The organism is Sphingopyxis sp. Root1497, assembly GCF_001427085.1.
GTDB lineage: Bacteria > Pseudomonadota > Alphaproteobacteria > Sphingomonadales > Sphingomonadaceae > Sphingopyxis.
The window spans coordinates 583,996-609,344 of sequence record NZ_LMGF01000004.1 but is presented as its reverse complement, the minus strand read 5'-3'; the positions used below and the strand labels follow the sequence as shown (position 1 = coordinate 609,344).

At 65.5% G+C, this 25,349-nt stretch carries 31 protein-coding genes; 16 read left to right on the top strand and 15 right to left on the bottom strand.

Translation table 11 applies throughout. From position 1 onward, the window contains the following. The first annotated feature begins 9 nt into the window (after nt 1–9). The 4 genes from nusG (at nt 10) to rplA (ending at nt 2,972) form a co-directional block, all read left to right on the top strand. A complete protein-coding gene (gene nusG / locus ASD67_RS14435) occupies nt 10–546 on the top strand; it encodes a transcription termination/antitermination protein NusG (protein ID WP_056348403.1) in 537 nt (178 codons plus the stop codon). Nucleotides 547–586: 40 nt separating this feature from the next. Next, the gene (locus tag ASD67_RS14430; RefSeq protein WP_082545062.1) at nt 587–1,516 is read left to right on the top strand and encodes an acyl-CoA thioesterase; all 930 of its coding nucleotides are present in this window, start codon (nt 587–589) and stop codon (nt 1,514–1,516) included. Between the two features lie 321 nt (nt 1,517–1,837). Then, on the top strand, nt 1,838–2,269 hold the full coding sequence (gene rplK, locus ASD67_RS14425) for a 50S ribosomal protein L11 (RefSeq protein WP_056348400.1): 432 nt from the start codon (nt 1,838–1,840) through the stop codon (nt 2,267–2,269). 4 nt (nt 2,270–2,273) lie between these two features. Further along, entirely contained in the window at nt 2,274–2,972 is a 699-nt protein-coding gene (rplA, locus tag ASD67_RS14420) for a 50S ribosomal protein L1 (RefSeq protein ID WP_056348398.1), read from the top strand. Between the two features lie 114 nt (nt 2,973–3,086). Here the strand turns inward: rplA and ASD67_RS23120 are convergent, their stop codons facing one another. From ASD67_RS23120 to ASD67_RS14405, 4 genes are all read right to left on the bottom strand, one after another. Next, complete coding sequence (locus ASD67_RS23120; RefSeq protein WP_156377716.1) at nt 3,087–3,230, bottom strand: hypothetical protein; 144 nt, start codon at nt 3,228–3,230, stop codon at nt 3,087–3,089. A 387-nt stretch (nt 3,231–3,617) separates the two neighbouring features. After that, on the bottom strand, nt 3,618–4,265 hold the full coding sequence (locus ASD67_RS14415) for a heme exporter protein CcmB (RefSeq protein WP_056348396.1): 648 nt from the start codon (nt 4,263–4,265) through the stop codon (nt 3,618–3,620). Next, a complete protein-coding gene (gene ccmA / locus ASD67_RS14410; protein WP_056348393.1) occupies nt 4,262–4,846 on the bottom strand; it encodes a heme ABC exporter ATP-binding protein CcmA in 585 nt (194 codons plus the stop codon). The genes ASD67_RS14415 and ccmA overlap by 4 nt, the downstream gene beginning before the upstream one ends. Beyond that, the gene (locus ASD67_RS14405) at nt 4,843–5,271 is read right to left on the bottom strand and encodes a metallopeptidase family protein (protein WP_056348390.1); all 429 of its coding nucleotides are present in this window, start codon (nt 5,269–5,271) and stop codon (nt 4,843–4,845) included. The genes ccmA and ASD67_RS14405 overlap by 4 nt, the downstream gene beginning before the upstream one ends. Nucleotides 5,272–5,324: 53 nt before the next feature. Here ASD67_RS14405 and ASD67_RS14400 point away from each other — a divergent pair, with 53 nt between their 5' ends. From ASD67_RS14400 to ASD67_RS14390, 3 genes are read left to right on the top strand one after another with little or no spacing between them, the layout of a single operon-like run. Beyond that, nucleotides 5,325–5,612, top strand: coding sequence for a 4a-hydroxytetrahydrobiopterin dehydratase (locus ASD67_RS14400; protein ID WP_056348387.1), 288 nt, complete (start codon nt 5,325–5,327; stop codon nt 5,610–5,612). Nucleotides 5,613–5,616: 4 nt separating this feature from the next. Next, complete coding sequence (locus tag ASD67_RS14395; RefSeq protein ID WP_056348382.1) at nt 5,617–6,255, top strand: YoaK family protein; 639 nt, start codon at nt 5,617–5,619, stop codon at nt 6,253–6,255. Between the two features lie 60 nt (nt 6,256–6,315). Next, complete coding sequence (locus tag ASD67_RS14390; protein WP_056348379.1) at nt 6,316–7,713, top strand: amino acid permease; 1,398 nt, start codon at nt 6,316–6,318, stop codon at nt 7,711–7,713. A gap of 3 nt (nt 7,714–7,716) precedes the next feature. Here ASD67_RS14390 and ASD67_RS14385 read toward each other — a convergent pair whose 3' ends face one another. From ASD67_RS14385 to ASD67_RS23115, 6 genes are all read right to left on the bottom strand, one after another. Then, nucleotides 7,717–7,980 (bottom strand): TFIIB-type zinc ribbon-containing protein, encoded by a 264-nt coding sequence (locus tag ASD67_RS14385; protein ID WP_056348586.1) that lies wholly within the window; start codon nt 7,978–7,980, stop codon nt 7,717–7,719. A gap of 140 nt (nt 7,981–8,120) precedes the next feature. Beyond that, nucleotides 8,121–8,330 (bottom strand): helix-turn-helix domain-containing protein, encoded by a 210-nt coding sequence (locus tag ASD67_RS14380; protein ID WP_056348377.1) that lies wholly within the window; start codon nt 8,328–8,330, stop codon nt 8,121–8,123. Then, nucleotides 8,330–8,857: a DUF2975 domain-containing protein gene (locus ASD67_RS14375; protein WP_082545059.1), complete on the bottom strand. Its 528-nt coding sequence runs from the start codon at nt 8,855–8,857 to the stop codon at nt 8,330–8,332. Before ASD67_RS14375 ends, ASD67_RS14380 begins: the two co-directional genes overlap by 1 nt. Before the next feature lie 89 nt (nt 8,858–8,946). Continuing rightward, nucleotides 8,947–9,267, bottom strand: coding sequence for a DUF2218 domain-containing protein (locus tag ASD67_RS14370; RefSeq protein ID WP_056348371.1), 321 nt, complete (start codon nt 9,265–9,267; stop codon nt 8,947–8,949). A gap of 12 nt (nt 9,268–9,279) precedes the next feature. Then, nucleotides 9,280–9,846: a PadR family transcriptional regulator gene (locus ASD67_RS14365; RefSeq protein ID WP_056348583.1), complete on the bottom strand. Its 567-nt coding sequence runs from the start codon at nt 9,844–9,846 to the stop codon at nt 9,280–9,282. A gap of 161 nt (nt 9,847–10,007) precedes the next feature. Then, a complete protein-coding gene (locus tag ASD67_RS23115) occupies nt 10,008–10,211 on the bottom strand; it encodes a hypothetical protein (RefSeq protein ID WP_156377715.1) in 204 nt (67 codons plus the stop codon). A 443-nt stretch (nt 10,212–10,654) separates the two neighbouring features. Here ASD67_RS23115 and rplJ point away from each other — a divergent pair, with 443 nt between their 5' ends. Beyond that, nucleotides 10,655–11,170 (top strand): 50S ribosomal protein L10, encoded by a 516-nt coding sequence (gene rplJ, locus ASD67_RS14355; protein WP_056348365.1) that lies wholly within the window; start codon nt 10,655–10,657, stop codon nt 11,168–11,170. Nucleotides 11,171–11,228: 58 nt separating this feature from the next. Continuing rightward, nucleotides 11,229–11,600 (top strand): 50S ribosomal protein L7/L12, encoded by a 372-nt coding sequence (rplL, locus tag ASD67_RS14350; protein WP_056348362.1) that lies wholly within the window; start codon nt 11,229–11,231, stop codon nt 11,598–11,600. A 102-nt stretch (nt 11,601–11,702) separates the two neighbouring features. Here the strand turns inward: rplL and ASD67_RS14345 are convergent, their stop codons facing one another. Both ASD67_RS14345 and ASD67_RS14340 read right to left on the bottom strand, forming a co-directional pair. Next, complete coding sequence (locus ASD67_RS14345) at nt 11,703–12,641, bottom strand: hypothetical protein (protein ID WP_056348359.1); 939 nt, start codon at nt 12,639–12,641, stop codon at nt 11,703–11,705. A gap of 233 nt (nt 12,642–12,874) precedes the next feature. Next, complete coding sequence (locus ASD67_RS14340) at nt 12,875–14,398, bottom strand: hypothetical protein (protein ID WP_056348356.1); 1,524 nt, start codon at nt 14,396–14,398, stop codon at nt 12,875–12,877. A 135-nt stretch (nt 14,399–14,533) separates the two neighbouring features. Here ASD67_RS14340 and ASD67_RS14335 point away from each other — a divergent pair, with 135 nt between their 5' ends. Together ASD67_RS14335 and ASD67_RS14330 are read left to right on the top strand one after the other, a co-directional pair. Next, nucleotides 14,534–15,562, top strand: coding sequence for a D-alanine--D-alanine ligase family protein (locus ASD67_RS14335; RefSeq protein WP_056348353.1), 1,029 nt, complete (start codon nt 14,534–14,536; stop codon nt 15,560–15,562). Further along, the gene (locus tag ASD67_RS14330) at nt 15,559–16,446 is read left to right on the top strand and encodes an NTP transferase domain-containing protein (protein ID WP_082545058.1); all 888 of its coding nucleotides are present in this window, start codon (nt 15,559–15,561) and stop codon (nt 16,444–16,446) included. The genes ASD67_RS14335 and ASD67_RS14330 overlap by 4 nt, the downstream gene beginning before the upstream one ends. Here ASD67_RS14330 and ASD67_RS14325 read toward each other — a convergent pair. Together ASD67_RS14325 and ASD67_RS14320 are read right to left on the bottom strand one after the other, a co-directional pair. Continuing rightward, nucleotides 16,381–16,710, bottom strand: a complete 330-nt coding sequence (locus ASD67_RS14325) for a beta/gamma crystallin-related protein (RefSeq protein WP_056348351.1) — start codon at nt 16,708–16,710, stop codon at nt 16,381–16,383. The genes ASD67_RS14330 and ASD67_RS14325 overlap by 66 nt on opposite strands. Nucleotides 16,711–16,810: 100 nt before the next feature. After that, a complete protein-coding gene (locus tag ASD67_RS14320; protein WP_056348348.1) occupies nt 16,811–18,253 on the bottom strand; it encodes an 8'-apo-carotenoid 13,14-cleaving dioxygenase in 1,443 nt (480 codons plus the stop codon). A gap of 85 nt (nt 18,254–18,338) precedes the next feature. On the opposite strand from ASD67_RS14320, the gene ASD67_RS14315 reads away from it, so the two are divergent. The 4 genes from ASD67_RS14315 to ASD67_RS14300 all read left to right on the top strand — a co-directional run bounded on the left by ASD67_RS14315 (nt 18,339) and on the right by ASD67_RS14300 (nt 21,934). After that, nucleotides 18,339–18,947, top strand: coding sequence for a TetR/AcrR family transcriptional regulator (locus ASD67_RS14315; protein ID WP_056348344.1), 609 nt, complete (start codon nt 18,339–18,341; stop codon nt 18,945–18,947). Nucleotides 18,948–19,039: 92 nt separating this feature from the next. Continuing rightward, on the top strand, nt 19,040–20,827 hold the full coding sequence (locus ASD67_RS14310) for a sensor domain-containing diguanylate cyclase (RefSeq protein WP_056348340.1): 1,788 nt from the start codon (nt 19,040–19,042) through the stop codon (nt 20,825–20,827). A gap of 71 nt (nt 20,828–20,898) precedes the next feature. Then, complete coding sequence (locus ASD67_RS14305; RefSeq protein ID WP_056348338.1) at nt 20,899–21,141, top strand: hypothetical protein; 243 nt, start codon at nt 20,899–20,901, stop codon at nt 21,139–21,141. 124 nt (nt 21,142–21,265) lie between these two features. After that, on the top strand, nt 21,266–21,934 hold the full coding sequence (locus ASD67_RS14300; protein WP_056348334.1) for a DUF4197 domain-containing protein: 669 nt from the start codon (nt 21,266–21,268) through the stop codon (nt 21,932–21,934). A 158-nt stretch (nt 21,935–22,092) separates the two neighbouring features. Here the strand turns inward: ASD67_RS14300 and ASD67_RS14295 are convergent, their stop codons facing one another. Continuing rightward, nucleotides 22,093–24,450 (bottom strand): TonB-dependent receptor, encoded by a 2,358-nt coding sequence (locus tag ASD67_RS14295; protein ID WP_082545056.1) that lies wholly within the window; start codon nt 24,448–24,450, stop codon nt 22,093–22,095. Between the two features lie 142 nt (nt 24,451–24,592). On the opposite strand from ASD67_RS14295, the gene ASD67_RS14290 reads away from it, so the two are divergent. Next, nucleotides 24,593–25,273: a TetR/AcrR family transcriptional regulator gene (locus ASD67_RS14290; RefSeq protein ID WP_056348328.1), complete on the top strand. Its 681-nt coding sequence runs from the start codon at nt 24,593–24,595 to the stop codon at nt 25,271–25,273. Nucleotides 25,274–25,349: the final 76 nt, after the last annotated feature.

The window sequence follows — 25,349 nt, the reverse complement described above, 5'->3', positions numbered from 1 at the left end:
AGTATAGACATGGCGCGCTGGTACATCATTCACGCCTATTCGGGTTTCGAGAACAAGGTCCGCGATTCGGTGATCGCCGAAGCCGAGCGCATGGGCCTGACCCAACTCGTCGAATCGGTCGAGGTCCCGGTCGAGACCGTCACCGAGGTCAAGCGCGGCAAAAAGGTGCAGGCCGAGCGGAAATTCTTCCCCGGCTATGTCCTTGCCAAGCTGACGATGACCGACGACGTCTATCACCTCGTCAAGAACACCCCGAAGGTGACGGGCTTCCTCGGTTCGATGGGCAAGCCGCAGGCGATCAGCGAAGCCGAAGCCGCGCGCATCCTGAACAGCAAGGAAGAGGCCGCGGCCCGTCCGAAGCAGGAAATCCGCGTCGATTACGAAATCGGCGACCAGGTCAAGGTGCTCGACGGTCCCTTCGCCAGCTTCAACGGGCTGGTCGAGGAGCTCGATTTCGAAAAGGCACGCGTCAAGGTCAGCGTGTCGATCTTCGGTCGTGCGACCCCGGTCGAACTCGACTTCGAGCAGGTTGAGCGCATGAAGTGACGGCTCGCGCCGTCGCTCTCCTTCAGGAACGGACAGGTTTATGGGGCTGACTCCCGACGCGATTCAGGCCCGCATCGACCGTGCCCGCGCGATCAACGCCAGCGTCGATGTCGGCGACGTGGTGGGTGCCGTCGCGCGTCTGTTCGACCTCGATGCCGTGCCCGGGGTCGAAGACGAATTCACCTTTCCCGCGCTCGCAACCACCGCGCGCGACCGCATCTTCGGCGGTCAGGTGATCGCGCAGGCGATGGTCGCGGCCGCGCGCACCGTCGATCCCGACAAGCGAGTCCATTCGCTGCACGCCTATTTCCTGCGCGGCGGCGACGAGACCAAGCCGCTGCATTTCCGTGTTCACCGCGACTTCGACGGGCGCAGCTTCGCCAACCGCCGCGTCGTGGTGCGCCAGGACGGCAAGGTGATCTTCAACCTCACCGCCTCGTTCCAGAAACCGACGCCGGGCTTCGCGCATCAGGTCGCGATGCCCGATCTGTTGCCGCCCGAAGAGTGCCAGGATTTCCTCGAAACGATCGCCGCCGACCCGAATGTGTCGGAGGATTCGTTCAACCATATGGCGCGGCGCCGTCCGTTCGAACTGCGCAACTATCGCCCGCCCGCTTCGGCGAAGGCGACACAGCATTATCAATGGTTTCGCGCCGCCGCGCCGATCGGCGACGACCCGCTCGTCCATCAGGGTTTCCTCGCCTTCGCGTCGGACATGGGGCTGCTGTCGTCGGCGATGCTGCCGCACGGACTCAACTGGTCGACCCCCGGCCTGTTTTCGACCAGCCTCGACCATGCGATGTGGTTCCACGACGATGTGCGCGTCGACGAATGGTTCGTCTATGTGATGGACAGCGACTGGTCGGGCGGCAGCCGCGGCATCAATCGCGGTTCGATCTATCGCCGCGACGGCACGCTGATCGCATCGGCGGTGCAGGAGGGGCTGCTGCGCCTCGTTCCGCAGGGCTGACCTTCTTTTCCTCTCCCTTCGGGAGAGGATAGGCAGACTTGCCAGCTTGCTGGCTAGGATGCCTTGGTGAGGGTGATCGTCGCTGAAACCCTCACCCAGCTTCGGCTAGGCAGCAAGCTGCCAAGCCTTCGCAACCCTCTCCCGATGGGAGAGGGGCGCCCCCAAAAGCCTTGCCTTTCCGCCCGTTTCCGTCTAACGGCGCCGCTTCGCGCCAGACACGGGCGTGATTCCGCGCGGGAGGAAGGGGTGATGCCCTTCTGCTTGACCGCTAATTTTGAGGCTTTTCCCTCGGGAAAGTCGACAGAAAGATAGGAGGCCATCATGGCTAAGAAGATTAGCGGCTACATCAAGCTGCAAGTTCCGGCAGGGACCGCAAACCCCTCGCCGCCGCTCGGGCCGGCACTCGGCCAGCGCGGTGTCAACATCATGGAATTCTGCAAGGCGTTCAACGCTGCGACCGATTCCATGGAAAAGGGCACCCCGACCCCGACCATCATCACCGTCTTTGCCGACAAGAGCTTCTCTTTCGTCACCAAGACGCCCCCGGCGACCTATCTGATCAAGAAGGCCGCGAACCTGAAGTCGGGCTCGAAGGAACCCGGCAAGATCAGCGGTGGCAAGATCGCGCGCTCGAAGCTCGCCGAAATTGCCGAGATCAAGATGAAGGATCTCAACGCGAACGATCTGGAACAGGCAACGAAGATCATCGAGGGCAGCGCGCGCTCGATGGGCCTCGAAGTGACGGAGGGCTGATCCGATGGCAAAGCTGACCAAGAAGCAGAAGGCCCTCGAGGGCAAGGTTGACGCGCTGAAGCTTCACGCCGTCGACGAAGCGATCAAGACCGTTCGCGAACTGGCCTCAGCCAAGTTCGACGAAACGCTCGAGGTCGCGATCAACCTCGGCGTCGATCCGCGCCATGCCGACCAGATGGTCCGCGGCGTTGTCACGCTGCCTGCCGGCACCGGCAAGGACGTCAAGGTCGCCGTGTTCGCGCGCGGCGACAATGCCGACAAGGCGCTCGCCGCCGGCGCCGACAAGGTCGGTGCCGAAGACCTGATGGAAGACATGCTCGCGGGCAACCTCGACTATGGCCGCGTCATCGCGACGCCGGACATGATGGGCATCGTCGGTCGTCTGGGTAAGACGCTGGGTCCGAAGGGCCTGATGCCGAACCCGAAGCTGGGCACCGTGACCCCGAACGTCGCCGAAGCCGTGAAGGCCGCCAAGGGCGGTCAGATCGAATTCCGCGTCGAAAAGGTCGGCATCATCCACGCCGGCCTCGGCAAGCTGTCGTTCGGCGAGGAAAAGCTCCGCCAGAACTTCGACGCCTTCGTCGACGCGATCGTCAAGGCCAAGCCGGCCGGCGCGAAGGGCAAGTACGTCCGCAAGATCGCGCTGTCGTCGTCGATGGGTCCGGGCGTCAAGGTCGATACGGCCGACGTCACCGGCGCCTGATTTCAGGCACCGCAACGATTTAGGGAAGGGCCGGGGGAAACTCCGGCCCTTTTCTTATGCGCGAAAGGCCGCTTTGGGGTGGAAAGCGGACCTTGCTCGCGCCGATCAATGTAGCTAGCGCTCTTTAGAAATCCCATCCACTAAAAAGCTTACAGCATTGATAAAAAGCGCACCCAATAAAAACAAAGAAATGCCAATCAATGCGTCGGTAACTTTGTTTACATCTACAAAGCCATTATTAAAAAAATCTTTGAGCATGTCGAAAGATAAGAAAATACATAACATAGATATTATGAAAAATATTAAGTAATTTACATATCGCGTTCTGATTTTCATTTACAATTTCCGAAATCCATTTGGGTGGCAAACGCCTCCGACATTCCAACATATGCGTAAGCCGCAACGTCCGCAAACGGTCGAGAGCAGTCATCGTCACTGCAGCGCCAAAAACCGCTTTCCTAATTTATTCGGCCATGATCTACCCTGCCAGATGGCCGTCTCGCCTATCCCGCCGAACCCCGCAACGACGCCCGTCCTCCATCGCCCGCTTAAAGCCACAAAGGATACAATTCCGACGCGGCCATGCGGGGCTTTTGTGGCTTTAAGGCCAAACCGGGCCGATTTTTCGCGATCCGCCGGCGTTTGTCATTCGCGCAAGCCTCGTAACGCGGCGCCCGCCGCAAACGGCCCGATCGCCGTGAGCAACAGGCTCACCGCCGCCAGCAGCTTGATCGCCCCGCGCCCCGACGGGTCGAGCATGCCGGCGCCAAAGATCAGCAGCGGCACCGCCAGCGGCAGCACCAGCAGCCCGCCGATCGCGCTTCCGCCCTTGAGACCCGCAGTCAGCGCCGCGCTCAGCACCGCCAGCGAGGCGAGGGCGGGGATGGCGATAGCGATCCCCGTCGCCAGCGTCTCCATCCGCCCCGCATCCTGCGCCAGCAGCGCCGAGGCGGGGAGGAGAGCGATCAGCAATGGCAGGCCAAAGCCGACCGCATGCGCGCCGATCTTCACCGCCGCGATCACCTCGTCGGCGACCCCGCGCACCGCGAGCTGGTCGAGCACCCCGGCATCGCGGTCGGGACGGACCAGCCGGTCGATCGGCAGCAGCGCCGCGAGCAGCGCCGCAACCCATGCCATCCCGCCGCCCGCGCGCTGGAGCAAAGGGGCATCGGGGCCGACCGCAAAGGGAAAGGCAGTGGCGACAAGCAGGAAGAACAGCACCGGCAGCCACAGCGCCCCGCTACCCCATGCCCGCCGCAGGTCACGCCAGAACAGGGCGATCAGCATCGTCATGCCCGCGCCCCCATGTCGAGGTCGGCCAGATCGGGGACGCCCAGCGCGAAATGCGACGCCAGCATCACCGCGCCGCCATTGGCCCGATGCATCGCAATCGCCGCGACCAGCCGCGCCTGCGCCGCATCGTCCATGCCGTTGGCGGGCTCGTCAAGCAGCCAGATCGGCGCCCCGCTGGCGATCACCCGGACCATCGCGGCGCGCTTGCGCTGTCCGGTCGACAGCATCGCGACCGGCACCTCGGCCAGCGGATGCAGCGCCATCGCCTCCATCGCGCGATCCACCGTATGACCGTCGACGGTATCGACCCGTGCCCAGAAATCGAGCGCCCGGCGCAGCGGTAGTTCGGCGTCGAGTGCCGCGGCCTCGTCGATCAGCGCGACCCGGCCGAAGCGCTCCACCGTTCCCGCCGCAGCGCGCAGCAGCCCCGCCGCAACGCGGATCAGGCTCGACTTGCCCGCGCCATTGGGGCCACGCAGCCACAGCGCCTCGCCGGGCGCCAGCGCCAGCGACAGCTCTTCGAACAACAGCCGGTCGCCGCGGATGCACGCCACCCGGTCGAACCGCAACAATACTGTCACGCCATATCCTCGAGCGCGTGCATATCGTCGTCGGAGAAACCGAAATGATGCCCGATTTCGTGGATCAGCACATGGCGCACCAGCCGGTCGAGTTTCTCGCCGGTCTCGATCCATTCGACCAGGATGGGAATGCGATACAGGGTGACGCGGTCGGGCATGCCGCCGCTCGCGTCGATGCTGCGCTCGGTCAGCGGGCGGCCTTCGTAGAGGCCGGTGAGGTCGTAAGGATGCTCGATGTCGAGCGACTTCAACACGTCGTCGTCGGCAAACTCCTCGATCGCGATCACCACATCCCGGATATGCGGCGCGAACACGGCGGGCAGGCTGTCCAGCGCCGCCTCGGCCATCGCGAACAGCGCGTCGGTATCGGGTGCCGTGCCGGTCCAGCCGGGAGGAAGAGAGGAAAGGGCGGTCTTGTCGCTCATCGCGCCCTTCCTTATGGGGAGCATCGCGCCATTACCAGCGGGGAGACGAAGCGATGATCCAGAAACTCGACGATGCCGCGCGCGATGCCCTGCTGGCGCGCTTTCCCGACTGGACACACGAGCCGCAGCGCGATGCGATCACCCGCCGCTTCAAGTTCGCCGATTTTGCGCAAGCCTTCGGTTTCATGACCAGCGTTGCGATCATCGCCGAAAAGATGGACCATCACCCCGAATGGTCGAACGTCTACAACCGCGTCGACATCCTGCTGACAACCCACGATGCTGATGGATTGTCGGAGCGCGATGCGAAACTGGCCGAGGCGATCGAGGCTTTGCTCTGACGCGATGATCCGTTTCGACCGCACCCATCAGCATCTGGCGGTTGGGATCGCGATCCTCGCCGGTTTCGTCGATGCGATCGGCTTTGTGGAGTCGTCGGGCTTTTTCGTATCCTTCATGACGGGCAATTCGACCCGGCTGGCGGTCGGTCTCGCCCAATGGAGCGAAGCGGCGATGGTCGCGGGCGGCATCATCGCGACCTTCGTCGCGGGGGTGGTGACGGGCTCGCTCGTTGCCGCGCGTGCCGGTTCGCGGCGGTCGCCTTGCGTGCTCGCGCTCGTCGCGCTGCTGCTCGTGCTGGCGATCGGATTGCGTTCCATCCTTCCGGGCTGGCCGCCCGTCCTTTGCCTCGCCTTCGCCATGGGGGTCGTCAATGCCGCAATCGAGGGGCAGGACGGCGCCGTCGTCGGCGTCACCTACATGACCGGCACGCTGGTGCAGATGGGGCACAAGATCGCCAATGCGCTGCGGGGTACGGGCGACGGGCGCTGGCTCGCGCATCTTTGGCTGTGGGCTGCGCTGGTTGCCGGCGCGGTCGCCGGGGCGCGGGTGGTCCTGTGGTCGGCGCCGCTCGCTTACGCGCTGGCGGTGCTGTTGGCGGCGGGGCTGGCGGCGCGTGCTCATAGGGTGGCGCGCCCGGGCTGACGGCTCCGCTTGCCTTCTCCCCGATCCCGTTTCACAAGCAACGAAAATAGGGGAGCCCGAATGACCGACAGCCTGCTGCGCCGCAAAACCATCGTTCCGGAACAGCAGGAGGGGCACAGGCTCGCGCGCACGCTCGGCTGGCCGCATCTCGTCGCTCTGGGCGTCGGTGCGATCGTCGGCACCGGCATCCTGACGCTGATCGGCGTCGGTGCCGACAAGGCGGGACCCGCGGTCATCCTGTCCTTTGCCGTGGCGGGGCTGATCTGCGCCTGCGCCGCGCTCGCCTATGCCGAAATGGCGACGATGATCCCCGCGTCGGGCAGCGCCTATACCTACAGCTATGTCGTGATCGGCGAACTCATCGCCTGGATCGTTGGCTGGAGCCTGATCCTCGAATATTCGTTGGTGGTCAGCGCGGTCGCGGTCGGCTGGTCGGGCTATGCGGCGCCGCTGCTACAAGCGTGGGCGGACGTCCCGATGGCGCTGATGCAGGGTCCCGAACTTGGCGGCATCGTCAACCTGCCGGCGATCGCGATCATCGCCCTCGTCGCGGGCATGCTGCTGTTCGGCACCCGCGAAAGCGCGACGGTCAATGCGATCCTCGTCGTCGTCAAGATCATCGCGCTGGCGGTATTCGTCGCGGTGGCGCTACCCGCCTTCGACGCCGCCAATCTCGAACCGTTCAGCCCCTATGGCTTTGCCAAGCATATCGGTCCCGACGGGGTAGAGCGCGGGGTGATGGCGGCGGCGGCGATCATCTTCTTCGCCTTCTACGGCTTCGATGCGATCGCGACCGCCGCCGAGGAAGCGAAAGACCCCGACCGCGACCTCAAGATCGGCATCGTCGGGTCGATGATCGTCTGCGTGCTGATCTATGTCGCCGTGGCGGTCGCGGCGGTCGGCGCCATTTCCTACAGCAAATTCGCCAACAGTCCCGAGCCGCTGGCGCTGATCCTGCGCGATCTGGGCAGCCCGAACGCGGCCTATTATCTGGGCGTTTCGGCGGTCGTCGCGCTGCCGACCGTCATTCTCGCGTTTTTCTACGGCCAGAGCCGCATCTTCTTCACCATGGCGCGCGACGGCCTGCTGCCCAAGGGCCTCGCCAAGCTGTCGTCGCGTGGGTCGCCGGTGCGCATCACCATCTTCACCGCCCTTGTCGTCGCGGTACTCGCGGGCTTCATCCCGCTCGACGAGCTGGCCGCGCTCGCCAATGCCGGCACGCTCGCGGCCTTCACCGCCGTTTCGGTCTGCATGCTGATCATGCGTGTCCGCGCGCCCGATGCGCCGCGCACCTTCCGCACGCCGCTGCCCTGGGTGGTCGGCGGCATCGCGGTGCTCGGCTGCATCTATCTGTTCTTCAGCCTGCCGGCGCAGACCCAGATCTGGTTCTTCATCTGGAATATCGCCGGGCTGGGCGTTTATTTCCTCTATGCCCGGCGAAATGCCGTCGCGGGCTGATCGTCAGTCGAAAAGCTCGCTCAGGAAGCTCTTCTTGTAATTCTTCTTGTAGGGCTTGCCATAGTGGCGGTCGTCATGGCCGCGCTCGCCGCCGCGATAGTCCTGCTCGCGATATTGCGGCTGCGGCGGAGGAGGTGGCGCGGCCTGCTGCTGCGGCGCGGTCGCGGCTTCGCTGCGCTCGATGATCTTGTCGAGTTCGCCGCGATCGAGCCAGACCCCGCGGCATTGCGGGCAATAATCGATCTCGATCCCCTGCCGTTCGGACATCGTCAGATTCACGCGGCAGGTCGGGCAAAGCAGCCCCTGGGCATCGGTCACAAAAATTCCTTTCTCGGCACATGCGAAAGGCGGCCGAAAGCGACCGCCTTTCCTCTCAACGCCGGAGCGGGATTTGCGTTCCCGCGCGGTCAGCCATCGGCCTCATGGACGAGCAGGTCGCCCGGCTGGCACCCGAGTTCGGTGCAGATCGCATCGAGCGTCGAAAAACGCATCGCTTTGGCCTTGCCGGTCTTGAGGATCGACAGATTGGCCAGCGTGATGCCAATGCGCTCGGACAGGTCGGTTAGCGTCATCCGCTTGGCGTGGAGGAGGTCGTCCAGTTTCACGACGATCGCCATCACACGGTTCCTTCCAGCTCGTCGCGCATCGCCGCGCCCTGTTCGAACACCGCCGCGAGGACGAAGGCGAGCAGGATGGCGAGGATGTTGTTCAGCGACAGCCCGCCCATGCCGGCAAATTCGCTGTGCGCCGCCGCGACGCTGCTCGCGATCATGTGGAGCGGGATCGCCAGCAGCTGCGCCGCGACAAGGCCCCAGCCGATACGGCGGAGGCGCCGAGCATTCGCGGGGACGAAGGGATCGCCGGTCGCGGCGCTGGCGACCAGCGCCTGCAACTGGCGCAGCACATAGACGGCGACCGCCAGGATCGCCGCCAGCACGGCCATCATCCAGAGCAGTTGCGACTGGATGATGCCGGGGTCGACAAAGACCTTGCTGTTCTTCAGCTCGACCATCACGTCGGGCCAGGCGGCGATCAGCGCGATGCCGACGACGAGCACGAGCACGGTGGCCGCCGCCACCAGCCCCAGCATGAGCCAGAGCAGGCCGCGGGTGACCCCGAGCAATGTGGAATGTTGAGCGGGCATATCGTTCTCCGATAGGTTGTTTATCGAAGAACAATATTGCGAGTCGTTCTTATCGTCAATCGATATTATCGAAAAACGATATTTCGGGTCTAGGCCGCCTGCCAGTCGAACGTCAGCGGCGCTTCGCGGAAGGCGAAGCGATCGAGGTGGCGCGCCACGGCACCCTTCAAACCCTCGAGCTGGCCGTCGATGCTGGCATCGATGCGGACCGCCAGCGCATCCGCGCCGGCATCGAAGGTCACCAGCCCGTCGCCCGGCCACTCGGCGCCGCGGGCGTCCTTGGGAAAGGTCACGGTGCCATGGTCGGCGGTGAATTCGACCGCGAGGTTGTGCTGCCAATGCTTGCACAGTTGCTGGAGATATTTGCCGGCATGCGCGGTGGGCACGCTGGCGGTTGCCGATATCGTCATATCCGTCGCTCCTTACAGCCGTTCGATCTTCTGCGCGGCTTCGTCGATCAGCGCGACGACTTCGTGCAGCTTTGCCTCGTCGATGTCGCGGTCGCCGAGCCGATTGAGCAGCACCTGGCGCAGATTGCCCATTGCGCGGCGGACCGATCCGCCATCGGTCCGCTGCCGCTCTTCGCCGACCTCGGCCAGCCGCGCGAGCAGCGCGTCGACGATATCCTTGTTCGCGTCGAGTTCGGCTGCGCCATCGGGGGTGATCGCGAACAATTTCTTGGCGCCTTCGCTTTGCTGCGCGGCGATCTGGCCCATGTCGTCGAGCAGGGTGAGGGTTGGGTAGATGACCCCGGGGCTGGGGGCATAGGCCCCGCCGGCCAGTTCCTCGATCCGGCGGATCAGGTCATAGCCATGGCGCGGTTCGTCGGCGATCAGCCGGAGCAGCACCAGCCGCAGTTCGCCGCTGTCGAACATCCGCCGCCGCGACCGGCGGCCATCGTCGCCGCCTCCATGTCCGTGGCGACCGCCGAAGCCGCGTCCATGGCCGAAGCCCCGTCCGTGTCCGCCGTTGTGCATCGCGTGGCGCATGCCGCAGCCGCGTCCTTCTATCTTTCCGTAAAACATCATATGGTCCTTAGAGCTATTTCCGATAGCTCTAAGATATATCTTATGAATGGCTACACAAGGGGCGTCCGCAAATTTTCCGGACATGATCCTGCGGCTTTTGTGAACCGATGCGCCGCGAGGCGTCAAAGGCCTTCTTCCCGGGCCAGTGCCAGCAGGCGTTGCCAGTGGCGCCGGTCCCGGCCGTTCAGGCCGCGATCGGCGGCGCGCCGTTCCAGTTCGGGGCGTGTGTTGTCCCCGTGTTTCAGCTTCATCTGTTGCAATGCGTCGAGGTCGTCGGCGAGCTTTTGTGCCGCACGTCGACCGCCGAACATATCCGAAAAACCCAATGATCCCTCCTGTCGACATGGAAGATGCACGGGGGGAGTGACATCAAGTTGTGACAACTTATCAGATTAAAGGAGGCTTGTCTTGGGGTTGGCTGCTCACTTGCCGTCCCGGGCGGGGAACGGCGCCGACCGGGCGGCGCATCGCACCTTGACTTCCCCGGCGTCGGCGCTATTGGCCACCGCACATTGTCGCTGCCCCGGCAGCGGCGATTCCGTCCGAGACAGTTGGTGAAGGGAATATGTCCTTCTTAATTTCCAGCCGAGACGGGGAACAGTCTTTATCGGTCGCCCGCCTGGTTTCAGGTGACGCGGCTTGACCGACCCCATCGGACATCGTTGCGCAAAGGACAGGCGAGCTTTGGCTTGCTGCCGCCTTTGCGTGTTTTAGCCGCCCGGCGGGCGCGTGCTTGCGCGCGGTACCGGGCACAGAGTGGAGTATAGGCATGGATCGTACGGAAAAGGCCGAAGCCGTATCCTCGCTGAACGCTACGCTGTCGTCAGCTGCCTCGGTTGTGGTCGTCCGCAACCTGGGTCTGACCGTCGCTCAGTCGACGGTGCTGCGCCAGCAGATGCGTGATGCCGGGGCCGACTTTCGCGTCACGAAGAACCGTCTTGCCAAAATCGCGCTCGACGGCACGTCCTACACCGGCATCGGCGAACTGCTGACCGGTCCCACGGCGCTCGCAACCTCCACCGATCCGGTGTCGGCTGCGAAGATCGCGGTGGAGTTTGCCAAGACCAACGACAAGCTTGAGATCGTTGGCGGCGGCATGGGTGACGTGGTGCTCGACGTCGATGGCGTCAAAGCGCTTGCTTCGCTTCCCTCGCTCGACGAGCTGCGCGCCAAGATCATCGGTCTGGTGCAGGCTCCGGCCACCAAGGTTGCGCAGATTGCCGCAGCCCCGGCGGGCCAGCTGGCGCGGGTTTTTGGCGCATATGCCGCCAAAGAAGCAGCGTGATTTCGAACTAACCCCTTGAACTACTGCCGGGACATCCCGGCTCTGATGGAGAATGAACATGGCTGATCTTGCAAAGATCGTTGAAGAACTGTCGACCCTGACCGTCCTCGAAGCGGCTGACCTGTCGAAGCTGCTCGAAGAAAAGTGGGGCGTTTCGGCTGCCGCTGCTGTTGCTGCCGCTCCGGCCGCTGCCGCTGCCGGCCCGGCTGCGGAAGAGCAGACCGAATTCGACGTCATCCTGACCGGTGACGGCGGCAACAAGATCAACGTCATCAAGGAAGTCCGCGCGATCACCGGCCTGGGTCTTGGCGAAGCCAAGGCGCTCGTCGAAGGCGCGCCGAAGCCGATCAAGGAAGGCGTGAACAAGGCGGAAGCCGAAGAGCTGAAGGCGAAGATTCTCGCTGCCGGCGGTACCGTCGAACTGAAGTAAGCTCTTGTCCGGGCCCCTTCGTCGGGGCGCGGGTTGGAATAGGAAAAGGGCGGTGCCGCGAGGCGCCGCCCTTTTCTGTTTCCGGATATCGCAGGCAGTTAACTAGCTGCCGGCGTATCCGGGACGAAGCCGGCCGGGAAAGAGCGGCGCCTGATCGGGGCGGCGCGTCGTCTGCTTGGCAAGCGCGGGCTCGGGACGGTTGGCGATTTCCCATGCACTGACCGGCTGGCGCGCGACCTGCGGCTGATCCATCAGCCCGTCATATTCCATCCGCTCCTTGCGGTCATGGAAGCGCGCGCGCTTCAGGCGCTTCTTGAGCGTCAGGAACGGGTTGTCGGCGGTCGGTCCGACCATTGCCAGCGCCTCGTGGCGTCCCATGCTGCCGCTCGGTGCGGCGGCGAAGGCCGGCGTCGAGCGCTGGGCTGGCGGGGGGGGCGCGATGACCTGTTCGTCGCGCAGCGCATAGGCGGGCCCCGCAGGGGTGGTCACGGGTCCACGAGCCACCGCCGGGGCGATGGGTGCGACGACCGGAACATCGGCATATTCGACCGTCGATTCGGCCCAAGCCTCGCGCGTCCGGCGACGGCGGCTGAAGGCCAGCGCGGCACCGCCGACGATCAGCAGCGCGGCAGCCCCACCGGCCAGCTCCCACGGGAAGCCGTCAGTGGCGGGGGCCGCATCGGCGACCGGCGTCGGAACCGGATCGACCACCGGCGCAACCGGGTTCAGGCTTTCCACGGGCAAGGTGCTGGCCGCGGCTTCGGCGGGAATGGCTGCACTTGAGACAGCCGCGACGGGCGCAACTGCAACCGGTTCGGGCGCGGCGGTGCGTGCCGTTGCTGTCGGACGCGCGGCGGCCTTGGGCGCGGCGCGCGGGGTCGCCTTGGCGACCGGAGCGGGAGCGGGTTCGATATCGACGGGAACGCGGATCACCGGCGCGGGCTGCGTCGGTGCGGCGACCGGGGCGCTCATTGCCGGCGCCGGAGCCGTCGTCGGCGCGACCGGCGGCACCATCACCGGCGGGGCGACGGGCTCGGCCACGGGGGCGGCGGTTTCCTGCGCGAAAGCGCTGGGGCTGGACAGAACCAGGAACGCGGCAATCGCGCACGTGGCGGGGCGGGAGAGGGGAATTTTCTTCGTCATAGTGAAGGGCCAACGAACGGCACGCAAAAAATGCTGCCGAATAGCGGCGATTTTCACGATGAACCGTGGCAGCCGGACGGCGCGGCGATGATTTCGACTCGTTTCGGCGCCTTGCGGCGTCGGAATCGCGGTCAGGCGTGTTGGGGCGGGCGCGACGAATCCATTGCCGCCGCCGCGGCGGAAATCGCTGCGCCGATCAGCCCCATGTCACGGTCGAACCGGGTGTCGAGCGCCGCATCGTCGAGTGTCGCCATCTCGACCATCATCGGCATCGACAGCGAAAGCCGCAGCGTCCCGGCGGCGCGGCCATCGGCCAGACTATGCGTGCGCACCGGCTGGCCCAGGCGGATTTCGCGACCCAACCATTGGCGCGATTGGCGCGCGATATGGCGATGGATTGCCCGCGCCTGATCGAAATCGCAGGTCCTCCAGCGTGCGGAGAGGTCGAGCGTGCGCAGGGTCGCGGCGGCGAGGCAGGGCGCGGTCCTGTCTTTGCCGTCGCTGTCCAGTACGTCGCGCAGTTCGAGCCGCGCGACCATCCGGCCGACATGATGGCCGAAGCGCGCGGCGATATGATCGACCTGCGGCGCGGGCAGCGCGGCAAAGCGTTCGATCTCGATCATCGCCGCCTGCAGGCGAAGGAGCAGGCCGAAATTGCCCGACGCCGGCAAACGATCGGCCCCCGGCCAGTCCGCCGGCCATTCGGCGCGCGTCGCGACGCGGCGATAACCGTCGGGAAGCGGCATGGCTCTGGCCCGCACCGCGTCGGGGATCAGGGCGAAGCCGCTGAACGGCGGCCCGCCGGCGAATTTCGATCCGGTCATCAACACGACGCAACCGAGCGCGAGGTAACGGCGGATCGTCGCAGGCGCGACGCGCAGCTGGCACGCGTCGACGACGATCGTCACCGCGTCGCCGAAGGCCGCGACGATCCGTTCGACATCGGCGAGGACCGGCAGGGTCAGTCCCGATTTCGACCCGTGGACGACATGGACGACCGGACGGCGGTCGTTTGCGATCGCTCGCTGCGCAGCGGCGGCGAGGTCGTCGGCGACGGTGCTCGACGCGCGCGGTCGTCCGGCGGCGTCGCGCACGGGAACATCGACCAGTTCGGTGCCGGCAAAGGCGGGATCGATCGCCGATTGCGCGACGACCCGCGCGCCGGTCGCGGTCTCGTCGGCGAAAAAGCGCCCCGCGGCGCTGTGGACGCAGCCGCTGCCGACTTCGTCGCGCCCGAGCAGGATCGCGGTGACCGGTCGCCCGTCATGGGCCGCGGCAAGTCCCGCATATTCGAGGTCGGTGCCCGACGCGGCGAACACCACCGCGGTGTCCGGCGTCCCAAAGGCTTCGACCAGCTTGAAGCGCAGGATCGCCAGGGCCTCGGCATAATCGCCCGCGGCGACGGGGCGGTCGAGCCCGTGATGCCAGCGATCGAGCAGAGTATGAAAGGCGTGGTCCGAGATGCTGCTGATCGTCGACGAGCCATAGGCGAGTGCGTCCGACGGCAGCACGCTGGCATGATATTGGTTGCGACCGTCGGCGTCGGGGCGGATCCGCGCATCGCCGCCGCTGGTGAGTGCGGTCGCCAGCCGTGCTGCGTAGCGTTTGGTGGGCGGAAGGCGGGGTTCGTCGGCGGGAATCGCGTTGAGCAACATCGGGAGCGCGGTCCTGGCAAGGGGAGGGCAAGACCGACGTCTACCGCCCCAACATGACAGAGATTTGGCGTTTTGGTTTCAGCGCCGTCACCGAAAGGTCATGCCGCTGCAACCTCCGTGTGGTCGAAACGCCTTATGCGAACCACCTCTCTTCAGCCCACGCGGCTATCCGACGCCATCCGCCAACAGCGGCTGCTCTTCATCGCCAAACATGCGCGCTGGACCGGCGCCTTGCACCCCGAAGACGGCAACCACGCGCTCTACCACCGCGAGATTCGCGAAATATTGGAAGGCCTCGGTGTCCCGCTTGTCATCGCTGACAGCTATGCGGCGCTGTTCGACAGACCCGATGCCGATTTCGTCTTTCCGCTGCTCAACCGGGGTGGCTTCTTCAATTCGGAAATGCTGCTGCCCCTGCTCTGCAACCGCATGGGCCTGCCCTATGTCGGCGCCTCGCCGATCGTGCGCGGACTCTCCGACGACAAGCATCTGACCAAGCTGGAGGCCGCCGCGCGCGGCGTGCCGACCGCGCCCTGGGCCCTGTTCCGCCGCGGCGCGCCGGTCGACGTGTCGCGCTGCCCGCCCGCCTCGCGCTGGGTGATCAAGCCGAACAACAGCTCGGCGTCATGGGGCATTCGCGACGCGCACGATCGCATCGAACTCGCGCAGGCGGTCGCCGAGATCCATGCGCTCGACCATGACGCGGTCGTCGAACCCTTCATCGTCGGCAGCGATGTCGAGGTGCCGGTGATCACGCAGGGCGGCGAACCCGCGATGCTGCCGATGATGATCTTCGAACAGGCCGATCCGACGCACCTGCGCACCTATCAGGAAAAGCGCGACCTGGTCGACCGCAGCGCCAAATATAGCCTCAAACTGTTCGACGAACCCGAAATCGGTGCGCGCATCGCGGCGATGACCGCGCAGATGGCCGAGATCTTCCGCCCGTTCGATTTCGGGCGTTTCGAGTTCCGCGTCGACTTCGCGACCGGCGAGGTGCGGCTGCTCGAGGTGAACCTCAACTGCAATCTCTGGTCCGAAAAAGTCTTTGGCCGCGCCGCCGTCGCTGCCGGATTTACCCAGGCCGACCTGATCGAGACGATCGTCGCCGAAAGCATGCTCCGCCAGTTGGCGCCGGCGGCGGCGCGGAGGGACGCGGCATGAGCGGACATGAAACGGGCCTCGGTTCTATCCTCATCCTCGCCGGTCGCCGTCCGGGTGCGGTCGATGCGCTCGCCGAGGCGCATGGCGTCGCCGACAAATGCCTGGTGCCCGTTGCAGGCCGTCCGATGGTCGCACATGTGCTCGTCAGCGCCGCTGCGACCGACGCGGCGCGCATCTTCGTGTCGAGCCATCACGAAGGACTGGCCGACGATCTTGGCGATATCGTCGTCGACAGCCTCGGCGATCGCCTGGTGTTCGTGCCCGCTTCCGACAATCTGGCGGATTCCGTACTCGCTGTTGCTGAACAGGCGGATTTCCCGCTGCTCGTTACGACCGCCGACAATTGCCTGCTGACCCCCGCGACGATCGCCGAAATCAGCGCCGAAGCGGCGCGCCTCGGTGCCGAGGCGGGGGTGGCGCTGGCGCGGCGTGAGGATGTGCTGGCGGCGCATCCTGAGGGCCAGCGGCGCTTTTACGAATTTTCGGACGTCGCGGTGTCGAACTGCAACGCCTATTGGATCGGCCATCGCAGAGCGCTGAAAGCCGCCGAGGCATTTCGCGGCGGCGGGCAGTTCGTCAAGAAACCGGTGCGTGTGATGCAGGCGTTCGGGCTGGTCAACCTGCTCCGCTTCCGCTTCGGGCTCGGGCCGATCCATCACATCTTCGGCCGCATCTCGCGGCATCTGAAGGTCGAGGTCGCGGCGCTGCTCGTCCGCGACGGCGCGACCGCGATCGACGTCGACAACGAACGGTCGCTGCGCGCGACCGAGGCGATCATGGAAAGGCGCCGGCCGCCGCAACGGCCGGACGCGGACTTATTACTTGGCCTTGATCACGCGGGCCGACTTGATCATCGCCTTGCCGATGCCGGTCTCGTTGGCTGACACGGTCAGGCAATTGCCCTTGAACTTGGGCTTGTCGCACAATTCCCAGGTTTCGCCGGGATAGACCGCGATGCTGCCGACGAGGAAGTCGTGCTGCAGCGACGGTTCGTCCTTTTCGAGGCGATAGGAATCGCCGTCGAACTTCTGGCCTTCGAACAGGGTCAACGTGCCTTCGATCGTCTTGGACTTATCCTGTGCCGCAAGCGGGCTTGCCAGCAGAGTGAGGCCGACAGCGACGGCTGCGAGGCGGGTGAAACGGGCCATGCGGAATCTCCTTTATGGTGACCCTCATGGCGGAAAAAAGGGACCGGCGTCAACTGGGTGACGCCGGTCTCGAAATTGTCCCGTTTCAGTGCTTTGGGCGTCAGTCGGCGACCCAATTGCCGTGGAACCCCGGCGGGACGCGGTGCGGCAGGTGGATCACCGCCTGCGGCGCGCCGGTGAAATCGTCGGCGTTGAGGATGACGAGGTCGGTGGTCTCGTCGTTCATGTCGACGACCAGCCCGATCAGCCAGCCATCGTCTTCGGCGCCATCTTCGCTGCGCGGAACAAAGACGAATTCGCCGGGGTGGCGATCAGGGCCGAAGTCATGCGCCGTCGTGGTGCCGGCATCGAGGTCGTGGCGGAACAGTCGCGTTTCAGCCAGTGCCCATTCGCTCGATTGCGCATCGGGAATGGCCACGCTGTAGGCGTAGCGATAGGGCCGGGTCGTCAGCCGCTCGTCGTAGCGTGGGAATTCCTGCGCATGATCGTGGATCACGGTGCGGGTCGTGGTACCGGCCGCGGGATCGATCGTCCAGCGTTCCATGCGCGATTTTTCGCTGTCGGGGCCGCGCTTCGAGCTTGCGAACATCGTTTCGTGGGCGACGACGTCGACGATCACCTTGCCGTCCGCCGTCTCGAAGGCGTTGGCGGGGTGGAAGACATAGCAAGGCTCGACCGGAACCCAGACGATGTCGTCGGCGCCGCCCGTCCTGGGGAGGAGGCCGACCCGCGCCTGGTGCGCGTCGTTCCACGCATAGGGGAAGCGGTAGCCCGCCAGCAGCATCTTCATCGAGAAGGTCACCGGCAGGTCGAGCACCAGCACATAATTTTCGGTGATCGCGCAATCGTGGATCGACGGACCGTCGCTCACCGGGATCGCCAGTTCGCGGACGACCTGCGCATCCTTGTCGAGCACGACGTGCCAGACCTTGTTCGGCTCGTCGCCGCGATAGGTGATCGCGTGCATTTCGTCGGTGAAGGGGTCGTGGTGCGGGTGTGCAGTAAAGGCGCCGGCGAGGCTGCCGTCGAACGGGTTGTGAGCGATCGTGTTCAATTCGTAACCCAGTTCGACCGGCTTTCCGCCCGCCTCGACGATCGCGAAGGTGCGGCCCGCGAGGCCGACGACGTTGGTGTTGGGGGCATCGTTGCGCCCTTCGCGCGGGCCGGGGGGCAGATCTTCGCCGAGGGCTTCGCAGGCCTCGCTGCCGCGCACCCAGCGATTGCGATACCAGTCGGCCTTGCCGTTCGCGATGCGGATACCATGGACCATGCCGGCGCCGGCGAACCAGTGATAGCTGGCGGGATCGGGGGCGATCGCGGGGTTGGGGCCGTTGCGCAGGTAGCGGCCGGTCAGGGCGGCGGGGATTTCGCCGTCGACGCGCAGTTCCTCGAGCGTGAATTCCTCGGTCATCGGTTGGTGGATGCCGGTCAGGAAGGGATGCGCGTCGGTGGGGCGGGGGAGGCGCTTGCGGTTGAAATCGGCGACCTTGCCGATGGTTTTGGTGACGGCACCGCGGATGATGGTTTCGACGTTGCTGGCCATGATGAAGCTCCGTACGGAAGTTGGCGAAGGTGCCGCGCAGCGTGGGGTTGCGTGGGCGACTCGATATGTTTACAGTGAAAACATGATGGCGAGCAAAGATAACAGTGTCAACATAAAAAGCGACGGCGCGAAAGCGGCGGGCACCTATCATCATGGCGACCTGCGCGCGGCGGTGATCGCGGCGGGGCTCAAGCGGCTGGAAGCCGGCGACGACGGCGAACTGGGGCTGCGCGCGTTGGCGCGCGACGTCGGGGTCAGCGCGACCGCGCTTTACCGCCATTTCCCCGACAAGGAGGCGCTGCTCGACGCGCTCGCGGGTGAGGGATTGCGGCGGCTCGGCGCGCTGCAGGCTCAGGCGTGGCTGAAGGCGGGCGGCGGGGTCGCGGGCTTCAAGGCGACCGGCGCCACCTATGTGCGGTTCGCGCACGACGAGCCGGCGCTGTTCCGCCTGAGCTTCACGCGCCAGATGCCCGACCGCAAGGATGGCGAGGACGATGGCGGCGAAGTGGCGTATAATTTGCTCCGTGCCGGGGTCGGCAAGGCGCTGCCGGGGGTCAAGGACCCCGATGTTGCCGCGCTGCACGCCTGGGCGCTGGTCCATGGCCTCGCGATGCTGATCCTCGATCGCCGCATCGACTGGGACGAGGCGATGGTCGAACAGGTCGTCGGGCTGACCTTCGGCGGGGTGGCCTGACCGCCGGCGCCGCGATCCGCATTTCGTCGCAAATCCAGGGCGGCGGCGCTTATGTTATCGATTTCTTTGCCAATTTCGATCAGTCTTGCGGCATGACGCGGTCGATGTCCCCCAAGGTCGAGACGCTGTTCTGGTCGCTTTTGACGGCGCTGGGCTATTTCCTGCTCGCCAGCCTGTCGCTTGCCGCGACCAAGGGCGCTGATAATATCGCCGCTGTGTGGCCGCCGTCGGGCTATCTGCTCGCGATGCTGTTGCTGGCGCCGGCCGGCGCGCGGATCGGCGCCCTTGTCGGCATGGCGGGCGCCAGCGTCAGCGCCAATATGCTTGGCGGCGCGCCGCTGTCGCTGTCGGCCGCCTTCACCTTGGCCAATGCCGTCGAGGGTAGCGTCGCGCTGTGGATGATCAATCGCCGCGAGCGCGGCCTATTGTCGTTCATGGTGCCGCGCTCGGTCGGCAATTTCTGTATCGCGGCGCTGACCGCCAGTTGCGCGAGCGCCGGTATCGCGACCTTGCTGACCGGTGGCGGTTTCGATTTTTTCCGGTCGTGGCTGACCACCGTCGGGCTGGGAATGCTGATCGTCACCCCGCCGATCGTCATGCTCGCGCGGCTTGCCGGAGCGGGCGCGCTCGGCAACAGCAATCGCGCCGGGACCGTCGAGGCGACCGCGATCCTGACCGCGGCGGCGGCGATCACCACCGTCTGTTTTTCGCAGGCCGAATTCCCGGTCACCTTCCTGCCGTGCGTCGCGGTGGTCGCGGCCTCCTATCGTCTCGGCCCCTTCGGCGCCGCGGCCAGCGTGCTGATCGTCACGATCATCGCGTCGTGGATGACGGGGCACGGGCTCGGCCCGATCGCCAATATGGACGCCGCGCCGACGACGATCGTCCTGTTCCTGCAATTCTACCTGCTGACGCTGTTGTTCACCGCGCTGCCGCTCGCGGCGCTGCTCGTCGTGCGGCAACGGCTGGCGAAACGGCTCGAGCAGAGCAACCGCTGGCTGCTCCAGGCCGAGGCGGCGGCGCTCGTCGGCCATTGGCGCGTCGACCTTGTCCGCTGGACGATCCAATGGTCCGATCAGGCCTATCGCATCCACGGGCTGGAACCCGACACCCCGATGACGGTTCAGGGCAGCCTCGACCGTTATATGCCCGGGGACGGCGACCGGATGCGCGCGACGCTGGAAAAGGCGGTCGCCGACGGCACATCCTTCGCATTCCATGGCCAGATCATCCGCCCCGACGACGAGGTGCGCGACATCGTGTCGCACGGCTCGATCGAAATGAGCCGTGGCGGCAAGCCGGTCGGCATCTTCGGCACGATCCAGGATGTGACCGAGACCGTGGAGAACGCCCGCATGCTCGAAGCGGCGCGAAGCGATGCCGAGGCCGCGGCGAACACCGATGCGCTGACCGGATTGCCGAACCGCCGCCACACGCTCGCCTTCCTCGAACGCGCGCTGGTCGGCGCGCGCGAAAATGGTGCGCCGCTGGCGGTCGCGATCTTCGACATCGACCATTTCAAGCGGATCAACGACATCCACGGCCATGGCGTCGGCGATGCGGTGATCCGCCGCGTCGCGCAGCGCGCCAAGGCGTCGCTGCGCGAAGAGGATATGGTCGGCCGTTATGGCGGCGAGGAATTCGTCTGTGTGCTGCAACGGTCGAGCGCGCAGGCCGCCGAATTGGTCGCCGAGCGGGTGCGGCAGGCGGTCGAGGCCTTGAACGGCCGCGCCGACGACGACGGTCCGCCGGCGACGGTCAGCATCGGTGTCGCGGTCTATGCCGGCGAGACCGGCGTCGAGGAACTGCTCCAGCGCGCCGATGACGCGCTCTACACCGCCAAGCGCGAAGGGCGGAACCGGCTGCGCATGGCGGCTTGACGGGGTGTGAGGTCGGCTTTGGGGTGGGGAGCGGAGGTTGCCCTGTTTTGACGTATCGCTAGAACACAGCAATGATCTACAATGTAATTGACCGCCGAACGCGGCCCTATCGCTGGCGCAAGGTAAACGCGATTATCGAAGCGACGTCGCACGATAATTTCTGCGCGGACGCCGATCATATTGAGCCCGTCAAAGACGACATGGTCTACGACGAATTGGAGAATGTCACACTTCAAGAGGCTATCGTCTCGGCAAACGATTGCCAATGCCCTGTTACGCTATACCTATACGACAAAGGCGCGGGAACAACCTGATCAACTTCCGCAATCGGTCGTTAGCGGGCGTCATCCGTCTCACCGACGCTCTATGGCGGCCAACGCTTTGCTGCTACAACCGGCCCGTCGATTGCGGCGGGGCAGGCCCTGGCAGGAGTGCGTCATGGAGTGGGACGAGACGGAAATGCAGCGCCGGGCGCTGCTCGCGGGGGCGGCCGGGATGTTGGCGCTTGCGGTGACGCCATTCGCGATGGCCAAAGCGCCGAACGGCGGCGTGAAGTCGCTGATCGGCAATGCATCCGACGGGGCGCTCGACAAACTGGCGCAGCCCGGGGCCTTTTACGCCGACAAGGCGGTGCGCATCCTGTTGCCGGGGGCGGGCGGAAAAATGGCGTCGAAGCTGTTCGGCATGGGCGACAAGCTGGGCCTGACGACCAATTTGACCCGAAGCCTGAACGACGCCGGCGGCAAGGCCGCGGGCGAGGCGAAGCCGGTTTTTCGTGCCGCGATCGACGGCCTGCGCTGGTCCGACGCACCCGCGCTGGTGACCAAGAAAGATGGCGCGACGCGCTATCTGCAGACCAGCGCCGGGGACGTGCTGTTCACCAAAGTGTCGCCGCTGGTCGGATCGGCGCTGCAGAATGTCGGCGCCTTTCGCCAACTCGACGATTTGTCGAAGGGCAATTCGCTGTTGGCGTCGGCGGGGCTGACGCATGACGGGCTGACCAAGTCGGTGACCGAGCAGGCGCTGAAAGGCATTTTCCAATATATGGCGGGCGAAGAGGCGGCGCTGCGGAAGAATCCGGCGAATTTGTTGAAGGGGATTTTTTGACGTCGGTCGGCGCGCGCGAGGGCCGCCACTCAAGCCTCGTCATTGCGAGGAGCGAAGCGACGCGGCAATCCAGAGCGGCGTAAACCGCTCTGGATTGCTTCGCTTCGCTCGCAATGACGAAGTTTATGGGAGCGGCGTTGCGACCGCGGCGGCCGTGCTCACTCGCCGCCGAACCGCGTCGTCAGCTGGACCCCGATCACCCGCGGTTCGCCGGCGTAGAGGCTGTTGAAGCCCAGGCTGTTGTCGAACTGCACCGCCGACACCGCATAGCGCTTGCCCGTCAGGTTGGTCGCGAAGATCGCGATCTGGCTGTTGATGCTCTCGATATCGATCGACGCGCGGGCGCCGAGCAGGCCGTAGGCGGGCTGGCGCAGGCTGTCGCGGTAGATCGCCGAACCCACCAGTTGCGTCGCGCTGCGCCAGGTCCAGTCGACGCTGAGCCGCAGTTCGCCGAAATCGAGCGGCGCCGCGTAGGTGGCGCCGAGGCGGTAGCTGTATTTGGGGAACTGGAAGGGTTCGTTCGAGCGGTCGCCGGTGACGTCGGTGAAGTCGAGATATTTGGCGTCGTTGACCCCGACGCTGCCCGACAGGGTCAGCCCGTCGAGCGGGATCGCGGTGACTTCGAGCTCGCCGCCGCGGATGCGCGCGCGCGCCGCGTTGGTGACCAGGCTGACGATCGCGCCGCCGGGCGAGGCCTGGACGATCGTGCGCTGGATGTCGCTGTAGTTCGCTTGGAAGATCGCGGCGTTGATGCGCAGCCGCCGGTCGAACAGATCGGCCTTTGTCCCGACTTCGTAATCGGTGACGGTTTCGGGGGCGAAGGCGGCGAAGCTGTCGGCGCTGCCGGTGCCGCGCAGATTCTGGCCGCCGCCCTTGAAGCTGCGCGCGGTGCGGGCATAGACCAAGAGCCCCGGCCGCAGTGTCCAGTCGACGCTGGCGAGATAGCTGTAATCCGAAAAGCCGTCCTTGAAGACCGCCTGGCAGGTGCCGCCGAGTTGCAGCGCCGGCGGGATGTTGCACACCGCGCCGCCGGACGAGCGGTTGAACGAGCGCAATTCCTTGCTTTCCTCGGTCCAGCGCAGCCCGCCGGTGAAGCGCAAGGCATCGGTCAGGTCATAGTTGAACTGGCCGAACACCGCCCAGCTACTGTTCTTGACGAAGCCGTCGGTAATGTTCGGATTGGTCGCGTTGATCGTGCCGAGCGCTGTGGCACGCGAGAAGTCGCGGCCGGTTTCCTCGTTGAAATAGGCGCCGACGATCCAGTCGAGGCTTTGGCCGATAGTGCCGCTGAACTGGAATTCCTGGCTGAGATTCTTGGCGTGGCTGGAAAGGCTCGCCTCGAGCAGCGGGAAGGGCGAAGCGTCGAGGTCGACGTCGAGCCAGCGTTTCAGCCAGCGCGCCGCCGAGATCGAGCGGAAGGACAAATCTGGCGTCAGCTCAACCGCCAGGTTCGAGCTGACGCCATAGGTGCGCGCATAAATGCCCTGCGCGCCCGTTGCATCATTGTCGTAAAATCCGCGCCGGTCGACGAGACCGGCGAAAAGCGTGCGGGCCTGCGCCAGCGCGGCGCCGATCGCGGGGCCGTTGGCGACCGGATCGGCGAGCAGCGCCGGGTTGAGGATGCCCTGGCTGATCGCGATGTCGATCAGCGCCGGGGCGGGGTTGGGAGTGCCCGCGGCGGGGCTGGGGAAAGGGCTGACGAAGGCGAGCTTGCTGACCGGTCCGTCGCCCTTGGTGCGGGTGTAATCGGCCGAGATCGCCCAGCTGACCGCATCGTTGGGGGTGAACAGCGTGTTGGCGCGAAAGGCGATCTGCTCGCGCCCGCCGATGCCTTGGTTCAGGCCGTTGACCCCGAGCGACCCGTTGTCGAGCCAGCGGCCGACGAGGCGCACACCCAGCTTGTCGGTGACGACGGGCAGGTTGAACACCGCGCCGATATCGTAGCGGTCGTGGGTCGCGCCGCTCGCCTGGACATAGCCGCCGACGCCCGACAGGTCGGGCTGGCGCGTCGTGATGTTGATCGCGCCGCCGGTGGTGTTCTTGCCAAACAACGTGCCCTGCGGCCCGCGCAGCACCTCGACGCGTTCGGTGTCGAACAGCGCGGTTTCGAGGTTCGACGAGCGGATGTAGTTCACCCCGTCGACATAGACGCCGATCGGCGATTCGATGGTCAGGATCGAATCCTGCTGCGACTGGCCGCGGATCGTCAGGAGGACACCGGTCGGGTCGGCGCTCGACGTCTGGACGAAGAAGTTCGGGGTTTGCTTGGCGATGTCGGCGATGCCCTCGACATTGGCGTCGGTCAGTTGCTGCGCACCAAAGGCGGTGATCGCGATCGGAATCGTCTGCGCGACCTCACTGGTGCGGCGCGCGGTGACGACGATATCCTCGATGCCGCCCTGCGTCGTCTCCGCGTCGGCAGGGGCGGGGGCGGGTGCTTCCTGTGCCGCGGCGCCGGTGGCGATCGCGATGCTGGCGCTGGTCAGCAGCAAAAACAGTCCGTGCGTCATTCTCATTTTTCTCTCCCTCCATCGCGCGCCACCGGCTGGAGCCGGTCTGTTCGTCCGCGAGACATTGAGGCCCACTTATCACACTAAGTGAGATAGATGCAACATTTTGCCTCATAGGGTGGGATATGCTAGCCAGCGCGTCTCAACGATGGAGGGAAAAATCGCGAGTCTCGGCCCAAATCTGCGCCCCGCGAGCGGCGATGCAGCGCGCGCGGCGGTGCTCGACGCTACTGCCGAGGTGGTGTCGCGCATCGGTTTTCACGACACGACGATCGATCATGTCGTGCGCGAATCGGGGGTGTCGCGAGCGACGCTCTATCGCTGGTTCGGCAACCGCGACGGATTGCTGCTCGCGTTGCTCCAGCATCTGGCGGGACCGTATCTGGAGCAGGGGGCGAAGATCGCGGTCGGGCTGGGGCCGATCGAGGACCGGCTGGAGCAGGTGATCGCGGGCGGGATCGAAAGCATTTGCAACACCCCGTGGATCCACAAGGTCGCGCAGGACGGGCTGCTCCACGACGATTTCTCGATCTTCCTCGCGGCGCACAAGTCGATCACCGGGGCGCTGGTGCGGTCGATGTTCGACGGCGCGATCGCCTCGGGCGGCTGGGCGCCGCCCGACGATCTCGACCGGCTGATCGAATGGCTGCTCCACCAGATGCTCGTGCTCGGTGCCGAGGATTATGACGATCCGCTGGAAATCCGGCGTCGCGTCGCCATCTATGTGATGCCGGTGCTGAACCTGCCGGCGCCGCCGGTCGGCGCTGGCGGCGATATCGCCGCGCGGCTGGAGCGGATCGAACGCAAGATCGACGGGCTCGATCGCTGAGGTTCCTGTCGTCGCCGCGTTGACAAAACAGGGCCCCGATCCTATATCGCCGTCACACCCCATCGTCCGAGATAGA

Bases quoted from the DNA above. Each gene is read 5' to 3' on its own strand.
- ASD67_RS14305 (WP_056348338.1), top strand. From the start codon at position 20,899: ATGATCTACAATGTAATTGACCGCCGAACGCGGCCCTATCGCTGGCGC.
- ASD67_RS14380 (WP_056348377.1), bottom strand. From the start codon at position 8,330: ATGGCGATCGTCGTGAAACTGGACGACCTCCTCCACGCCAAGCGGATG.
- ASD67_RS14395 (WP_056348382.1), top strand. From the start codon at position 5,617: ATGATCCGTTTCGACCGCACCCATCAGCATCTGGCGGTTGGGATCGCG.
- ASD67_RS14390 (WP_056348379.1), top strand. From the start codon at position 6,316: ATGACCGACAGCCTGCTGCGCCGCAAAACCATCGTTCCGGAACAGCAG.
- ASD67_RS14325 (WP_056348351.1), bottom strand. From the start codon at position 16,710: ATGGCCCGTTTCACCCGCCTCGCAGCCGTCGCTGTCGGCCTCACTCTG.
- ASD67_RS14365 (WP_056348583.1), bottom strand. From the start codon at position 9,846: ATGCGCCACGCGATGCACAACGGCGGACACGGACGGGGCTTCGGCCAT.
- ASD67_RS14330 (WP_082545058.1), top strand. From the start codon at position 15,559: ATGAGCGGACATGAAACGGGCCTCGGTTCTATCCTCATCCTCGCCGGT.
- rplJ (WP_056348365.1), top strand. From the start codon at position 10,655: ATGGATCGTACGGAAAAGGCCGAAGCCGTATCCTCGCTGAACGCTACG.
- ASD67_RS14320 (WP_056348348.1), bottom strand. From the start codon at position 18,253: ATGGCCAGCAACGTCGAAACCATCATCCGCGGTGCCGTCACCAAAACC.
- ASD67_RS14385 (WP_056348586.1), bottom strand. From the start codon at position 7,980: ATGTCCGAACGGCAGGGGATCGAGATCGATTATTGCCCGCAATGCCGC.
- ASD67_RS14290 (WP_056348328.1), top strand. From the start codon at position 24,593: ATGGAGGGAAAAATCGCGAGTCTCGGCCCAAATCTGCGCCCCGCGAGC.
- ASD67_RS14340 (WP_056348356.1), bottom strand. From the start codon at position 14,398: ATGTTGCTCAACGCGATTCCCGCCGACGAACCCCGCCTTCCGCCCACC.
- rplA (WP_056348398.1), top strand. From the start codon at position 2,274: ATGGCAAAGCTGACCAAGAAGCAGAAGGCCCTCGAGGGCAAGGTTGAC.
- ASD67_RS14400 (WP_056348387.1), top strand. From the start codon at position 5,325: ATGATCCAGAAACTCGACGATGCCGCGCGCGATGCCCTGCTGGCGCGC.
- nusG (WP_056348403.1), top strand. From the start codon at position 10: ATGGCGCGCTGGTACATCATTCACGCCTATTCGGGTTTCGAGAACAAG.
- rplL (WP_056348362.1), top strand. From the start codon at position 11,229: ATGGCTGATCTTGCAAAGATCGTTGAAGAACTGTCGACCCTGACCGTC.
- ASD67_RS14370 (WP_056348371.1), bottom strand. From the start codon at position 9,267: ATGACGATATCGGCAACCGCCAGCGTGCCCACCGCGCATGCCGGCAAA.
- ASD67_RS14415 (WP_056348396.1), bottom strand. From the start codon at position 4,265: ATGACGATGCTGATCGCCCTGTTCTGGCGTGACCTGCGGCGGGCATGG.
- ASD67_RS14310 (WP_056348340.1), top strand. From the start codon at position 19,040: ATGACGCGGTCGATGTCCCCCAAGGTCGAGACGCTGTTCTGGTCGCTT.
- ASD67_RS14295 (WP_082545056.1), bottom strand. From the start codon at position 24,450: ATGAGAATGACGCACGGACTGTTTTTGCTGCTGACCAGCGCCAGCATC.
- ASD67_RS14430 (WP_082545062.1), top strand. From the start codon at position 587: ATGGGGCTGACTCCCGACGCGATTCAGGCCCGCATCGACCGTGCCCGC.
- rplK (WP_056348400.1), top strand. From the start codon at position 1,838: ATGGCTAAGAAGATTAGCGGCTACATCAAGCTGCAAGTTCCGGCAGGG.
- ASD67_RS14300 (WP_056348334.1), top strand. From the start codon at position 21,266: ATGGAGTGGGACGAGACGGAAATGCAGCGCCGGGCGCTGCTCGCGGGG.
- ASD67_RS14315 (WP_056348344.1), top strand. From the start codon at position 18,339: ATGGCGAGCAAAGATAACAGTGTCAACATAAAAAGCGACGGCGCGAAA.
- ASD67_RS14375 (WP_082545059.1), bottom strand. From the start codon at position 8,857: ATGCCCGCTCAACATTCCACATTGCTCGGGGTCACCCGCGGCCTGCTC.
- ASD67_RS14405 (WP_056348390.1), bottom strand. From the start codon at position 5,271: ATGAGCGACAAGACCGCCCTTTCCTCTCTTCCTCCCGGCTGGACCGGC.
- ASD67_RS14335 (WP_056348353.1), top strand. From the start codon at position 14,534: ATGCGAACCACCTCTCTTCAGCCCACGCGGCTATCCGACGCCATCCGC.
- ASD67_RS23120 (WP_156377716.1), bottom strand. From the start codon at position 3,230: ATGCTCAAAGATTTTTTTAATAATGGCTTTGTAGATGTAAACAAAGTT.